The organism is Sodalis sp. RH16 (assembly GCF_047324245.1).
Lineage (GTDB): Bacteria > Pseudomonadota > Gammaproteobacteria > Enterobacterales > Enterobacteriaceae > Acerihabitans > Acerihabitans ligni.
This window is the reverse complement of the sequence record NZ_CP178737.1, coordinates 3,353,772-3,367,226: the sequence shown is the minus strand read 5'-3', so window position 1 is coordinate 3,367,226 and position 13,455 is coordinate 3,353,772. Positions and strand designations below refer to the sequence as shown.

Genomic DNA, 13,455 nt, shown 5'->3' with positions numbered 1-13,455 from the left:
AATGACGCCCAGATGACAAAACAGAATTTTTTTAGCCATTTTTACCCCTTTTGGCAGCCGCCGTTATACTTAAAATAACTATCTCTTTTTGTCACTATCAAATACCGCCGCGAGTCGCCGTTGCACAAAAATCGCACTCTCATAGTGCCTTAAAAGTCGGCTGCACCACTTAAACCGTCGTCAGCACCGAAAAAGTGCAAAAACCCGCACTTTGTTTGGTAAATGCCCCTTGAGGGTATTTATTTATGCTAATACCCACCGGCGACCACAGTTCATCCTGTTATCTTTTTCCGTTAAAACCACATTGGCCTGATAGTTGCTTTATGTTATGAGCGGCGTATCGGTGGTGATGGCCATGGGTTTCACACCGCGCCACCCATAAACAAAGTGAAGAGGGTAAAAGGGGGGAAGGAATCTTATGCTACGTTTGCAGGCGGTAAATCAGTTTTACGGGCCAAAGCATATTCTGCGGGATATCAGTTTGGAATTACCCCGCGGCCAATGCACCTACCTGCTGGGGCGCAACGGCGTCGGTAAAACCACACTGGTAAACTGTATCATGGGCCATCTGCCGGTAAGCAGCGGTACCGTTAGCTGGCAGCTTTACGGCGAGCCGGAGCTGGATTTACTGCTGTATCCGGTGGAGGAGCGGGCAGCGCTGGGCATAGGCTATGTCCCACAGGGACGCCAGGTTTTCTCGCAGCTAAGCGTGGATGAAAATCTGCGCGTGGCGTTGATGGCCGGACGCAACAAGACCAACCGTATACCGCCGATGGTCTATGAGCTGTTTCCGGTACTCTACGATATGCGTCATCACCGGGCCGGTGATTTAACCGGCAGCGGCCAACAGCAATTGGCCATCGCGCGCGCGCTGGTGCTTGAACCGGAGTTGCTGATTCTCGACGAGCCCACCGGCGGTTTCCAGCCCACGGTGGTGGCGGAGATAGGCCGTAATATCCGCCAGTTGCAGCAGGAGTTCGGACTGACCCTGCTGGTGGTGGAACAACAGCTGCCTTTCACGCCCCAGGGCGACGATCGTTTCTGCCTGCTGGAAGGGGGTTGCAACGTGGCCCAGGGCAGGCTGGAGCAGCTGGATGAAAGCCTGATCCAGGCTTATCTAGCCGTGTAGCATAAAGCCATGATAATTCCACGCCTGACTATGTCGTTATATTACCGCCCGGCCTTCGCTTTTTCCTCGCTGCCTGGTTTTCCAGGGCGTTTATCGCCGTTTTGACGCCCTGCATCAAGCCACCGCCGCATCAGAAATACCGCTGTTCAATATCCATGCTTGAACAAGCGTCATATCGGCGCCATCGCCGTTCAATTTCATGGTTTGATACCGTTAAACCAGCAACGCCAGATCAAGATAGTGCCCGAGGCGGGCGCCCGCGGGCTCGTCCAGCCATGGAATCTCCCCCAGCAATGGCGCTCCCAGGCGTTGTGTAAGCGTGGCCAGATAGTCGGCGCGGCGATGCGGTTCGGGGGAAAGATCGTTGGCCACCCACCCTGCCAGGGTCAATCCCGCCTGCCGGACAGCCAATGCCGTCAGCAACGCATGATTGATACAGCCCAGTTTCAGTCCCACCACCAGGATCACCGGCAACCGCTCGGCGGCCACCCACTGCGCGAAGGTCAGGTTATCGCTCAAGGGCGTGAACCAGCCGCCGGCTCCTTCGACGAATACCCATTCAGCGCGGGCCTGTACCGCTGCCAACCCCCGGGAGAGGATGGAAGCGTCGATGGGCCGCCGTTCATCGCCGCTGGCGATATGCGGCGACGTCGCCTCCCGAAACGCCAGCGGGTTGATAAGCTCATAGGGCAGCCGGACGTTGCCGTTGGCGGATAACGCCAGGGCGTCGGTATTGCGCAGCCCTTGCGGGGTCTCAATGCAGCCGGAAGCCACCGGTTTATACCCCGCGGTACGGCGGCCGCGGCCATTGGCCGCCTGCAGCAGGGCGCAGGCGGCCAGCGTCTTGCCGATATCGGTATCGGTGCCGGTGATAAAATAGGTTTTAGTCACGATAAATCAGTCCGTGAATCAATTGATAGGTGAGCGGCAGACCCGCGGCGTGGCGCTCCCATACCGCCTCGAGGCGTCGGATGCGCTGGCTGCTGGCCAGCCCCAGCGGGCGGCCGTCGCGTAGATAACCCGCCCCCACCCCCTTAATATCCTGGAGCAGCGGCACCAGGCCGGGGTAATAGAGCCGGTGGGGTGCGGCATGCAATTGGTGCCGATAAGGCTGCAACGCCCGGGCGATGGCGGCGGCCGGCATAAAGCGGTTGGCATGCACGGCGCTGTCCACCTGCCGCCAGGCCCGGGTCAATTCCTCCAGCGAGCCTTCCGCCAGGGTAGAGAAGGCAATCATGCCGCCGGGACGGGTAACGCGGTGAAATTCCGCCAGCGCCCGGGGTAACTCATCGCACCACTGTACCGCCAGATTGGAAAAGCAGATGTCCAGGCTACCGTCCGCCAGGGGCAATCGTTCGATATCTCCCGCCAGGTAAACCGAGGCCGATTCCCGACGGCGCGCCTCCGCCAGCATGGCTGATGAGAGATCCAGCGCAATCACCCGGTTGCCGGACCGCTGCCAAACGCGGCTGAACCATCCGGTGCCGCAGCCGGCGTCCAGCAGCGTTTTCCCCTGCTGCGGTCCCAGCAGGGCCGCCAGTTCGTCGCCGCTGGCGCGCTGAAAGGCGGCATGGCGGTCATAATCGGCCGCCGCACGTCCGAAGGTGCGGGCAATACCCTGTTTATGCAGGTCGGCGTACATCGGCGAGGGCCTCCAGTAAACAATCTATATCGGCGCTTTGATGGGCGGCGGTGAGCGTGATGCGCAGGCGGGCGCCGCCCACGGGCACGGTGGGGGGGCGGATAGCCGTCAGCCAGCAGCCCCGTTCACGAAGGCTCTCGGTCAGCTCCAGCGCCCGGCCGTTCTCCCCAACCAGCAGCGGCTGTATCGCGCTGGCGGAAGGAGCGAGGCGATACCCCAAACCGGCGGCCCCGGCGCGAAAGCGGGTGATATTGCGCCCCAGCTGCGCCCGCAGTCCGTCGCCCCGGATGATGGCGTCCAGGGAGGCGCCGATGGCGCAGACCTGTGCCGGCGGCATGGCGGTGCTGTAGATAAGATGGCGGGCGTACTGGAGGAGATATTCCGCCACAGGCTCGGCGCAAAGTACCGCCGCCCCCGCCACTCCCGCCGCTTTGCCGAAGGTCACCACCAGCAGTTCCGGGTGGCAGCCCTGCTGCCAGGCGCTGCCCCTTCCCTGCTCCCCCACCACGCCGAAACCGTGGGCGTCATCCACCAGCAGCCATCCGCCGGCATCCGCGATGCCGCGCTGCAGGGCGGCCAGCGGCGCGCTGTCGCCGTCCATGCTGAAGATCCCCTCCGTGATGGCCAGCCGGTTGCCCGTACACTCCGCCCGCGTCAGCTGACGAAGCGAACCGGCGTCGTTGTGGTGAAAACGGCGCAGCTGGCCGGGGGACAGTACGGCCGCCTCCAGCAGCGAGGCATGGCTGAGCTTGTCCGCCAATACCATATCCCCTTTGGCCACCAGCGCGGCGATCAGGCCCTGATTGGCGGCATAGCCGGCGTTGAACAACAGAGCCCGCTCATATCCCAGCCAACCCGCCAACCGCTGCTCCAAGTCCCGGTGCGCCTCGCTATAGCCGGCCACATGCCCCGAACCGCCGCTACCGACGCCGTGCGCCGACGCACCCTCTGCCCAGGCGGCGATAATATCCGGATTGCGCGCAAGGCCCAGATAATCGTTGCTGGAGAAATTCAGGTATTGCCGGCCCCGGTATTGAAGGCGGGGGCCGTTGCCGCCGATAATGGCCAGGCGGCGGCGATAAGCGTCTGCCTGCCTGCGGCTTTGCAGGCCCTGGGCGATTCGTTCAGACCAGCTCATCCGCGCGCCGCGTTGTAAAATTGCTCGGTGTCGGCATCCAGTATCGCATCGGCCAGCTGACGCCGGCGCTCCTCATCGCCGCTATCGGTGTGGTGAGGCTGCGGATTAAGGCCCAGTTTACGGAATAAGGCCCGATCCCGATCTTCTTCCGGATTCGGCGTGGTCAAGAGCTTGCAACCATAGAAAATCGAATTGGCCCCTGCCAGGAAGCACAAGGCCTGGGTCTGCTCATTCATCTGCTCGCGGCCGGCGGAGAGCCGCACGTGCGAGCGGGGCATCATAATGCGCGCCACCGCGATGGTCCGGATAAAATCGAACGCATCGACATCCTCATTTTCCGAAAGCGGCGTGCCTTTTACTTTCACCAGCATATTAATCGGCACGCTCTCCGGCGGTTCCGGCAGGTTGGCCAGCTGTACCAGTAACCCGGCGCGATCGGTTACCGACTCGCCAAGTCCGACAATGCCCCCCGAGCAGACCTTGATACCGGCCTCGCGCACTTTATCCAGCGTAGACAAGCGGTCTTGATAGCTGCGGGTTGTTACGATGGAGCCGTAAAATTCCGGCGAAGTGTCCAGGTTATGATTATAAAAATCCAGGCCGGCCGCCGCCAGCCGTTGCGCCTGCGCGGTGCTTAGCATGCCCAGCGTCATGCAGGTTTCCATTCCCATCTCCTTCACCCCCTGCACCATCTGCTCCAGATAGGGCATATCCCGATCGCGGGGATTTTTCCAGGCGGCCCCCATGCAAAACCGGGTTGAGCCGGCGGCCTTGGCCTTGGCGGCCGACACCAGCACCTGTTCAACCTGCATCAACTGCTCCGCCGCAAGACCGGTGTTATAACGGGCGCTTTGCGGACAGTATTTGCAGTCTTCCGGGCAGGCGCCGGTCTTGATGGATAACAGGGTGCTGACCTGGATGTGATTGGGATTGAAATGCTGCCGGTGGATTTGCTGGGCCTCGAACAGCAGATCCATAAAGGGTTTGGCAAACAGCGCCTGGGCCTGCCGCACCGTCCAACGGGGGTTGTGTTCCATGAGAAAAGGTCCTCGATAACGGACTTAAAATAGTTTCGTCAGTGTAAGTCCAGTGGGTATACTGTCAACTAAATTTTTATAATATGGTTGACGATAAAACCTATGACGCCGGCAGATCTCGCTTTCGATCAACGCCATATCTGGCACCCTTATACCTCCATGACCCGCCCGCTGCCCTGTTATCCGGTAACGGACGCCGTGGGGTGTGAACTACAGCTTGCCGACGGACGACGCCTGGTGGACGGCATGTCCTCCTGGTGGGCGGCCATCCACGGCTACAATCATCCCGCCATCAACCGGGCGGTCACCGATCAGTTGCAGCATATGTCCCATGTCATGTTCGGCGGCATTACCCATCCCCAAGCCGTTGAGCTCTGCCGGCGGCTGGTGGGGATGACGCCGCCGTCCCTGGAGTGTGTCTTTCTGGCGGATTCCGGCTCGGTGGCGGTGGAGGTGGCGATAAAAATGGCTATGCAGTATTGGCAGGCGCGGGGAAAATCCCGTAAACGCCTGCTGGCTTTGCGCCACGGCTACCATGGCGATACACTCGGCGCCATGTCGGTATGCGATCCGCAGAACTCCATGCACGGCTTATACCGGGGTTATCTACCGGAGCATGATTTTATTTCGGCGCCGGCGTGCCGGTTTGACGAACCCTGGCGGGAAAGCGATGCCGACGAACTGGCCGCCGCGTTGGCGGCCGGCAGCCATACCCTGGCGGCGGTCATCCTCGAGCCTATCGTCCAGGGCGCGGGGGGTATGCGCTTTTACCATCCGGCTTATCTGCGGCGGGTGCGGGAATTGTGCGACCGCTACGGCATCCTGCTCATCGCCGATGAAATCGCCACCGGCTTCGGCCGTACCGGCAAGCTGTTCGCCTGCCAGCATGCGGACATCGCTCCGGATATCCTGTGCCTGGGCAAAGCCCTTACCGGCGGTTATATGACCCTATCCGCCACCCTTACCAGCCGCGTGGTGGCGGATACCATCAGCAATGGCGAAGCGGGATGTTTTATGCACGGTCCGACGTTTATGGCCAACCCCCTGGCCTGCGCCGCCGCCAATGCCAGCCTGGCCTTGCTGGAACAGGGACAATGGCAGGGAAAGGTAACGGCAATCGAGGCGCAGTTGCGCACGGCCTTGCTGCCGCTGCGCGCCCATGCCCGCGTGGCCGATACGCGGGTATTGGGGGCCATCGGCGTGGTGGAAACCCATACGCCGGTGAACATGCCTGCGCTGCAACGCTATTTTGTCAATGAAGGCGTCTGGATTCGCCCGTTTGGACGATTAATTTACCTGATGCCGCCGTATATTATTTCCAGCAGCCAGCTGGCGCTGCTGACCGGCGCACTGGCCGCGTCCCTGGACGAACCCGCGCATTTCGCCCCCTGAACGGCCCAAAGCCTACGGCCAGGCGCTATCATCCATAACGTCAATCATTGGATCGAGGAGTTCGGGTAATATGAACCAAAATAAAAACGTCAATCGCCGTATTGTGTTGGCTTCCCGCCCCGACGGCAAACCCGTATTGGATAATTTCCGTTTGGAGACCGGCGACATTCCTCAGCCCGATGATGGGCAACTGTTGCTGCGCACCATTTATCTTTCCCTGGATCCCTATATGCGCGGCAGAATGAACGATGCCCCTTCCTATTCTCCGCCGGTGGAATTGAACGCGGTCATGGTCGGCGGCACCGTCTCACGGGTGGAAGCCAGCCGTCATCCCGACTTTAGTCCCGGGGATTGGGTGCTTAATCAAGGCGGCTGGCAGGATTACGCCCTGGCAAATGCCGGGGAGGTGAGGAAGCTGCAAGGGGATACTCTTCAACACCCTTCCTGGGCGATGGGCGTCCTGGGCATGCCCGGTTTCACCGCCTATATGGGATTGATGGATATCGGCCAGCCCAGGGCCGGCGAGACGCTGGTGGTGGCGGCAGCCAGCGGCGCGGTTGGCGCGGTGGTGGGCCAGGTGGCCAAACTCAAGGGCTGCCGGGTGGTAGGCGTGGCCGGCGGGGAGGAAAAATGCCGGTATGTGACGCAAACGCTGGGTTTTGACGTCTGTATCGATCATCGGGCGCCGGATTTCGCCCATCGGCTGGCGCAAGCCTGCCCGGGCGGTATCGACATTTATTTTGAAAACGTCGGCGGCGCGGTCTTCGATGCGGTGCTTCCCCTGCTGAATACCTCGGCACGCATTCCCCTGTGCGGTCTGATTGCCAACTACAATATAAAGGACCTGTCCGCAGGCCTCGATCGGCTGCCGCTGCTCACCGGCATCATTTTGCGTAAACGCATACGCATGCAGGGTTTCATCATTACCCAGGATTACGGACACCGCCACCAGGAATTCATCGAGGCCATGGAACCCTGGGTAGCCGAAGGCAAGGTCCGGATGCGCGAAGATCTGGTGGAGGAATTGGAAAATGCGCCGCGGGCGTTTATCGGTCTGCTGGAGGGAAAAAATTTCGGCAAGCTGGTGATACGGGTCGGAGGCGATACTCTTTGAGCCTGCTTGCAGGCCCACATACCGGAGATAAACAATGAAAATTGCTATGGTTTTGACCTCCCATAACACCTTGGGCGACACCGGCAAGCCAACCGGCTTTTGGCTGGAGGAATTTGTTGCTCCTTATTATGTTTTTTTCGATGCCGGCATGGAGATTACCCTGGCGTCGCCCAAGGGCGGCCAGCCTCCCGTTGATCCGGCCAGCGACCAGCCGGACGCCCAGACCCAGGATACCGAGCGCTTTCGCACCGACCGCGCCGCGCAGCAGGCATTGGCCCATACCGTCCCGCTGGCTCAACTGCGGGCAGAAGATTTTGATGCGATATTTTACCCCGGCGGGCACGGCCCCCTCTGGGACCTGGCGGAAGACCCGCATTCCATTGCGCTGATTGAAGAGATTTTTGCCGACAACAAGCCGGTGGGAACGGTATGCCACGCTCCCGGCGTGCTGCGCCATGTGAAAAAGCCCGACGGGACGCCCCTGGTGGCCGGCAAGCGGGTGACCGGATTCAGCAATAGCGAAGAGCAGGCGGTTAAGCTCGACGCTATCGTGCCCTTTTTGGTGGAAGATGAGTTAAAACGCTTGGGAGGGGTTTACGAGAGAACCGATGACTGGCAGTCTTTATCCATTATCGACGGGCATCTGGTGACCGGTCAGAATCCCGCGTCCTCCGTCGCGGCGGCGCAAAATGTGCTGAAGCTGCTTAAATGCTAAGGATTGGCGCCAGCGTTAACGATAACTTACCGATGAGGCACAAATGGCTTTTACATTATTCAGTAACGATCTGAAAGACGGCGAAAAAATGCCTGAACGCCATGTTTTTAACGGCATGGGTTATAAAGGGGATAATATTTCGCCGCATTTGGTCTGGGACGATGTTCCGGCGGGCACCAAAAGCTTTGTGGTGTCGGTTTACGACCCCGATGCTCCCACCGGTTCAGGCTGGTGGCATTGGATAGTGGCGAATATCCCCGCCGATATCCGTCTACTGCCTCAGGGGGCCGGTTCCGGTCAGGATGGGCTGCCGGAGGGAGCGGTGCAGGCTCGGACCGACTTCGGCAAAGCCGGTTACGGCGGCGCGGCGCCGCCGGCGGGAGAGACGCACCGTTATATTTTTACCGTCCATGCGCTGGATGTGGAATCCATTGATGTGGATGAAAACGCCAGCGGCGCGATGGTGGGCTTTAATGTGCATTTCCATACGCTGGGCAGCGCGTCGTTGACCGTGACGTATATCTGAACTATCCGCGGCCGGGCACGGTGGCCCTTTAACGGTCTCATTGCACGGTCGATGAGAGCGGGGCTACCGAGCCATTGGGCGCCGCGCGGCCTTTTCAGCGACTCAGTATACTTACCCACATCGGGCCCTTGCCTACCGGATAACGCGCCAGCGGTTGTAATGCGCCGGTTTCATCATTGATGCGGTACACTTCGATATGGTCGGTCTTCTGACCCGCCGCCACCAGGAAATGCCCCTTGGCGTCAATATTGAATCCGCGCGGCTGCGTTTGGGTAGCTTGATGCCCCACCACGCTCAGGGTGCTGCCGTCTTCCGAAACGGCAAAACAGGTAATGAGGCTGGCGGTGCGATCGCAGCTGTACAGATAACGGCCGTCCGGGGTGATGTGGATATCCGCCGCCCAACGCGTATCGGCAAATCCCGCCGGCATACTGTCGAGGGTCTGAACGGTGCGCGGCGCGGCGCCGCCGTCATCCAGGGCAAACACGTCCACCGAGCTGTTCAGTTCATTCAGGCAATAGGCATAGGGCCGATGGGGGTGGAAATCCATATGGCGCGGGCCGGCGTCAGCAACGGAATACACGGCTTCCGGGCGATGAGGCTGCAATTGGCCGTCGGCGCCCAGGTCAAACAGACGGATACGGTCCTCTTTCAGACAGGGTATCCAGACAATCTGATTGGTGGGATCGACATTGACGGAATGGCAGTTGGTCATGTTTTCCAAGACCTGGATCGGCGCCCCGGCAATCCCCCGCTCATCAATGGGACTGACGCTGGCGCAGCTCATGCTGTAGGAGGCGCAAAATAAAAACCGGCCCTGGTGATCGGTGGAGATATGGGTGGGGCTGCCGGGAAGGGGCGCCATGCCGGCTTCCGTCAGCAGGCCCTTCTCATCAATGGAATAACTCACTACGCCGAAGGTCGGGCGCACACCGATATAAAGATGGGTTTTATCCGGATTGATAGTCATTGGCTGGCCCTGTCCGGGGGTATCCACCACCTGTAATAGGGTCAGCAGACCCTCTTTATCCATTTGCCAGACATGAATCTGCTGACTCTCGGGACTGGCAATATAGACGATCTGCTTCATGTATACTCCTTATTAGCACCTGCACCTGTGGCATTCATAATGAGAGGGGAAATGCGAACCTGCAGTTAGCATGTCACTGTTGTTGTTTGTAATCCACAGACATTTTCGCGGTTTTCGCCAACTCGCTTCCGGTGTACCATTAACGAAGAATATTATTAATATGATAATGAGAGAAACATGAACTATAGCGTAATTGCACTTGATTTGGACGGTACCCTACTGGATAAACAGAAGAAAATTCTGCCGGCGTCTCTCAAAGCATTAACGGACGCCCAGGCCGCCGGCGTCCAGGTGGTGGTGGTCACCGGCCGTCACCATGTGGCCATTCACCCTTTTTATCAGGCATTAAAAATCACTACCCCGGCTATCTGCTGCAATGGCACCTATCTATATGATTATCAGGCCGGAAAAGTCATGACCTCCAATCCGCTGAAAAAATCGCAGGCCAAGCGGGTCATCGGCCTGCTGAACCAGTACGATATTCACGGGCTTATCTATGTGGACGACGCCATGGTCTATGAGCAGCCCAGCGAGCACGTGATTCGTTCCCTGGCCTGGGCGAATACGCTGCCTTTGGCCCAGCGGCCTAATATCATCCAGGTCGACAGCCTGGCCGATACGGCGGAACGGGCGGACTCCATCTGGAAGTTCGCCACCTCGCATCCCGATAAGGGCGCACTGCAGGCCTTTGCCGAAACGGTGGAACTGGAGCTGGGCCTGGCGTGCGAATGGTCCTGGCACGATCAGGTGGACGTTGCCCAAACCGGCAACAGCAAAGGAAAATTGCTGCAGCAATGGGTGGAATCGGAAGGCATCGGCATGGATCGGGTTATCGCCTTCGGCGACAATTTTAATGATTTAAGTATGCTGGAAGCGGCGGGCCTGGGCGTAGCGATGGGCAACAGCGTTGACGAAATCAAAGGGCGGGCCGACCTGGTTATCGGCGATAACGAGTCACCGGCCATCGCCGAAACCATTTATCAGCGAGTGCTGGGACTGTAGTCCAGGGCTGTAGTCCAGGGCAGTAGTCCAAGGCTATAGTTCAGCAAGTGTAGTTCAGCAAGCAGGGATCAGGGAGTGATGGATACGCTTTTGATTTGCGCGTAAACCGGCATGCCGGCGTGCAATCCAAGTTCATCCCTGGCCCACGGGCTGATTCGCGCCCACAGGGTATGGCCTTCGATATCCAGCATGACCTCAACCTGATCCCCCACCGTCAGGCACTCGCTGACCGTGGCGGGCAGAATATTACGGATCGTGCTGCCCAGGGGCGGCGTCAACGCCAGCGAGATATCGGCTGCGGCAATGCGGATACGCAACGGCGTACCCACCGGCTGCGATACACGGCCGACCCAAAGCCGCTGTTTGCCAAGGGATAAGGCGGTCATGGGGTAATCAGGATGGGGCTCGGCGACAGCCACCTGCAGCACGCTGCTTTGCTCTTCCCGCGGCAGCCACGGCCGCAGCGCCCGGCTGGCCCACACCGCTTCCAGCGTGCCGAAGGCCTTCATTTTACCGTTGTCCAGTATCAATACCCGTTCGGCTAATTGCAGGATCTCTTCCAGACTGTGGGTGACATAAAGCACCGGAATCTCGACTTCTTTCGCCAGCCGCTCCAGATACGGCAATAGCTCGCGCTTGCGCAGCAAATCCAGCGAGGCCAGCGGCTCGTCCATCAGCAGGATTTCCGGCGCGCCGAGCAGGGCCCGCCCGATGGCCACCCGCTGCTTCTCTCCCCCGGACAGGGTGGCGGGATAGCGTTTTAATAAGTGGCCGATACCCAGCAGCGATATAATGCCGTCGAACTGAGGGCGCATGGACGGAGCCATGCCGTAAAACAGATTGCCCCGCACCCGATAATGGGGAAACAGGCGTCCGTCCTGAAAGACATATCCCACCCGGCGAGCCTCCGGCGGTAAAAAAATACGCCTTTCAGCATCGAACAGGGTCCGGTCATTGAGAATAATCCGTCCCTGCTGGGGACGGGTCAGGCCGGCGACGGCATTGATAAGCGACGTCTTGCCGGCGCCGGAAACGCCGAAAATGGCGGTGATACCCTTGACGGGCACATCGGCGGTCACTTCCATGCCCAGATCTCCGAGCCGTTGACGAATATCAATCTGTAGCATCATCCACCCAGCCGCTTGCGGCCCCAGCCGGCCAAGGCATCGGCAATCATCAGCGATGCCAGGGATAATAAGATTGCCAGAACGCATAAGCGGGCCGCCGCGCCCTCCGCCCCGGGAGTTTCGATCAGCGTATACATCGCCAGCGGGATGGTACGGGTCTCGCCGGGAATATTGGATACAAAGGTTATGGTGGCGCCGAATTCACCGAGGGAACGGGCAAAAGCCAGTACCGTGCCCACCACAATGCCGGGAAAGGACAACGGCAGGGTAATGGTGAAGAAAACCCGCCAGGGACCGGCGCCCAGGGTTCGCGCCGCCTGCTCCAAACGTAAATCGATGGCCTCCAGCGACATGCGTATTGCGCGAACCATCAGCGGGAACGCCACCACCGCCGAGGCCAGCGCCGCGCCCTGCCAGCTGAAACTGAAGCTGAAGCCTGTAAGCTGATACAGCCAGGAGCCGATAATACCCCGCCGCCCCATGCCAATCAGCAGCAGATAACCGATCACCACCGGCGGCAGCACCAGCGGTAGATGAATAATCCCGTCCACCAGGGATTTGCCGGGAAAACGGCAGCGAACCAAAACCCAGGCCGCCAGAATACCGAACGGCAAACTGCAAACCACCGCCCAAAGGGAAACCTTCAGGCTTAAGTCCACCGCCTGCCATTCATATTCGGTGAGGTGCATTATTTAGGGGTAAAACCATATTGTTTAAACACCGCGGCGGCGGTGGGGGTTTTCAGATAGGCATAAAAAGCCTTGGCCGCGGGCGTGTCGTTATCTTTAACCAGCGCCATAGGATATTCCACCGGTTTATGGCTCTCTTGGGGGAAAATGCCCACCACTTTCACCGCCTTGCTGGAGAGCACATCCGAACCGTAAACGATGCCCAGCGGCGCTTCCTGACGCTCTACCAGCGCCAATGCGCCGCGAACGTCATTGGCCCGAGCCATCACCGGCGACAGGGTATCCCAGGCGCCGAGATTCTGTAACGCCTCCTTGGCGTAAATACCCGCCGGCACATGATCCGGATCGCCCACCGCCAGCTTCTGGCCTTTCAACAAAGAGGTCCAGTTGGTTTGTTTGTCGATCGTGACGTTCTTCAGCGCGCTCTCTTTAGGGGCCACCAGGACCAGCTCATTGCCCAGCAAGGTATAGCGGGTATCGTTCACGATCTGCTGTTTATTTTGCACATAATCCATCCACTGCTGATCGGCGGAAATAAACAGATTGGCCGGGGCGCCCTGCTCGATTTGACGCGCCAGGGTAGAGGAAGAAGCAAAAGAGGAAACGATATCCACCTTGTGATCTTTTTGATAGTTTTTGGCGATTTCCTGCATGGCATTGGTCAATGAGGCGGCGGCGAATACCGTTACCTTGCCGTCAGCCGGTGCCGCCAGCGCCTGAAAAACCATGCCGGCGGTCAATACCGCTCCGGCAACCCATTTAAATGTATGCTGTTTCATATTATTCCCTTGAGGTAACGTTATAAAAAAAAGCATATAACGCGAGGTTTTTTTTGTCATTATTTATTGTAGGGT

The 13,455-nt window shown here is 59.1% G+C and carries 14 protein-coding genes; 6 read left to right on the top strand and 8 right to left on the bottom strand.

The window, feature by feature from the left end:
* The first annotated feature begins 418 nt into the window (after positions 1–418).
* Positions 419–1,129, top strand: a complete 711-nt coding sequence (locus ACL2XJ_RS15540) for an ATP-binding cassette domain-containing protein (RefSeq protein ID WP_132922746.1) — start codon at positions 419–421, stop codon at positions 1,127–1,129.
* Between the two features lie 213 nt (positions 1,130–1,342).
* Here ACL2XJ_RS15540 and bioD read toward each other — a convergent pair whose 3' ends face one another.
* The 4 genes from bioD to bioB are packed head-to-tail and all read right to left on the bottom strand — an operon-like array spanning position 1,343 to position 4,946.
* On the bottom strand, positions 1,343–2,020 hold the full coding sequence (bioD, locus tag ACL2XJ_RS15535; protein ID WP_413723731.1) for a dethiobiotin synthase: 678 nt from the start codon (positions 2,018–2,020) through the stop codon (positions 1,343–1,345).
* Entirely contained in the window at positions 2,013–2,771 is a 759-nt protein-coding gene (gene bioC, locus ACL2XJ_RS15530) for a malonyl-ACP O-methyltransferase BioC (protein WP_413723730.1), read from the bottom strand. Before bioC ends, bioD begins: the two co-directional genes overlap by 8 nt.
* Positions 2,752–3,909: an 8-amino-7-oxononanoate synthase gene (bioF, locus tag ACL2XJ_RS15525; RefSeq protein ID WP_413723729.1), complete on the bottom strand. Its 1,158-nt coding sequence runs from the start codon at positions 3,907–3,909 to the stop codon at positions 2,752–2,754. The genes bioC and bioF overlap by 20 nt, the downstream gene beginning before the upstream one ends.
* Positions 3,906–4,946 (bottom strand): biotin synthase BioB, encoded by a 1,041-nt coding sequence (gene bioB / locus ACL2XJ_RS15520; protein WP_132922750.1) that lies wholly within the window; start codon positions 4,944–4,946, stop codon positions 3,906–3,908. Before bioB ends, bioF begins: the two co-directional genes overlap by 4 nt.
* A 102-nt stretch (positions 4,947–5,048) precedes the next feature.
* On the opposite strand from bioB, the gene bioA reads away from it, so the two are divergent.
* From bioA to ACL2XJ_RS15500, 4 genes are all read left to right on the top strand, one after another.
* Positions 5,049–6,338: an adenosylmethionine--8-amino-7-oxononanoate transaminase gene (gene bioA / locus ACL2XJ_RS15515; RefSeq protein ID WP_413723728.1), complete on the top strand. Its 1,290-nt coding sequence runs from the start codon at positions 5,049–5,051 to the stop codon at positions 6,336–6,338.
* Positions 6,339–6,408: 70 nt separating this feature from the next.
* Positions 6,409–7,452 carry an NADP-dependent oxidoreductase gene (locus ACL2XJ_RS15510; RefSeq protein ID WP_413723727.1) on the top strand — a complete coding sequence of 348 codons (1,044 nt, stop codon included), beginning with the start codon at positions 6,409–6,411 and terminating at the stop codon, positions 7,450–7,452.
* Between the two features lie 34 nt (positions 7,453–7,486).
* Positions 7,487–8,167 (top strand): type 1 glutamine amidotransferase domain-containing protein, encoded by a 681-nt coding sequence (locus ACL2XJ_RS15505; RefSeq protein WP_132922753.1) that lies wholly within the window; start codon positions 7,487–7,489, stop codon positions 8,165–8,167.
* Between the two features lie 43 nt (positions 8,168–8,210).
* Positions 8,211–8,693: a kinase inhibitor gene (locus tag ACL2XJ_RS15500; RefSeq protein ID WP_132922754.1), complete on the top strand. Its 483-nt coding sequence runs from the start codon at positions 8,211–8,213 to the stop codon at positions 8,691–8,693.
* A gap of 94 nt (positions 8,694–8,787) precedes the next feature.
* Here the strand turns inward: ACL2XJ_RS15500 and pgl are convergent, their stop codons facing one another.
* Positions 8,788–9,783, bottom strand: coding sequence for a 6-phosphogluconolactonase (pgl, locus tag ACL2XJ_RS15495; RefSeq protein WP_203522281.1), 996 nt, complete (start codon positions 9,781–9,783; stop codon positions 8,788–8,790).
* Between the two features lie 177 nt (positions 9,784–9,960).
* Between pgl and ACL2XJ_RS15490 the strand changes: the two genes are divergently transcribed.
* Entirely contained in the window at positions 9,961–10,785 is an 825-nt protein-coding gene (locus tag ACL2XJ_RS15490) for a pyridoxal phosphatase (protein WP_132922756.1), read from the top strand.
* 68 nt (positions 10,786–10,853) lie between these two features.
* Here ACL2XJ_RS15490 and modC read toward each other — a convergent pair whose 3' ends face one another.
* The 3 genes from modC to modA are packed head-to-tail and all read right to left on the bottom strand — an operon-like array spanning position 10,854 to position 13,380.
* Entirely contained in the window at positions 10,854–11,912 is a 1,059-nt protein-coding gene (gene modC / locus ACL2XJ_RS15485; protein WP_413726900.1) for a molybdenum ABC transporter ATP-binding protein ModC, read from the bottom strand.
* The gene (gene modB / locus ACL2XJ_RS15480) at positions 11,912–12,601 is read right to left on the bottom strand and encodes a molybdate ABC transporter permease subunit (protein WP_132922757.1); all 690 of its coding nucleotides are present in this window, start codon (positions 12,599–12,601) and stop codon (positions 11,912–11,914) included. The genes modC and modB overlap by 1 nt, the downstream gene beginning before the upstream one ends.
* On the bottom strand, positions 12,601–13,380 hold the full coding sequence (modA, locus tag ACL2XJ_RS15475; protein WP_413723726.1) for a molybdate ABC transporter substrate-binding protein: 780 nt from the start codon (positions 13,378–13,380) through the stop codon (positions 12,601–12,603). Before modA ends, modB begins: the two co-directional genes overlap by 1 nt.
* Positions 13,381–13,455 lie beyond the last annotated feature (75 nt).

What these genes read in the sequence shown, in the direction of transcription:
- ACL2XJ_RS15540 (WP_132922746.1), top strand. Translation starts at nt 419, where the DNA reads ATGCTACGTTTGCAGGCGGTAAATCAGTTTTACGGGCCAAAGCATATT.
- bioC (WP_413723730.1), bottom strand. Translation starts at nt 2,771, where the DNA reads ATGTACGCCGACCTGCATAAACAGGGTATTGCCCGCACCTTCGGACGT.
- bioF (WP_413723729.1), bottom strand. Translation starts at nt 3,909, where the DNA reads ATGAGCTGGTCTGAACGAATCGCCCAGGGCCTGCAAAGCCGCAGGCAG.
- bioB (WP_132922750.1), bottom strand. Translation starts at nt 4,946, where the DNA reads ATGGAACACAACCCCCGTTGGACGGTGCGGCAGGCCCAGGCGCTGTTT.
- bioA (WP_413723728.1), top strand. Translation starts at nt 5,049, where the DNA reads ATGACGCCGGCAGATCTCGCTTTCGATCAACGCCATATCTGGCACCCT.
- ACL2XJ_RS15510 (WP_413723727.1), top strand. Translation starts at nt 6,409, where the DNA reads ATGAACCAAAATAAAAACGTCAATCGCCGTATTGTGTTGGCTTCCCGC.
- ACL2XJ_RS15505 (WP_132922753.1), top strand. Translation starts at nt 7,487, where the DNA reads ATGAAAATTGCTATGGTTTTGACCTCCCATAACACCTTGGGCGACACC.
- ACL2XJ_RS15500 (WP_132922754.1), top strand. Translation starts at nt 8,211, where the DNA reads ATGGCTTTTACATTATTCAGTAACGATCTGAAAGACGGCGAAAAAATG.
- pgl (WP_203522281.1), bottom strand. Translation starts at nt 9,783, where the DNA reads ATGAAGCAGATCGTCTATATTGCCAGTCCCGAGAGTCAGCAGATTCAT.
- ACL2XJ_RS15490 (WP_132922756.1), top strand. Translation starts at nt 9,961, where the DNA reads ATGAACTATAGCGTAATTGCACTTGATTTGGACGGTACCCTACTGGAT.
- modC (WP_413726900.1), bottom strand. Translation starts at nt 11,912, where the DNA reads ATGCTACAGATTGATATTCGTCAACGGCTCGGAGATCTGGGCATGGAA.
- modB (WP_132922757.1), bottom strand. Translation starts at nt 12,601, where the DNA reads ATGCACCTCACCGAATATGAATGGCAGGCGGTGGACTTAAGCCTGAAG.
- modA (WP_413723726.1), bottom strand. Translation starts at nt 13,380, where the DNA reads ATGAAACAGCATACATTTAAATGGGTTGCCGGAGCGGTATTGACCGCC.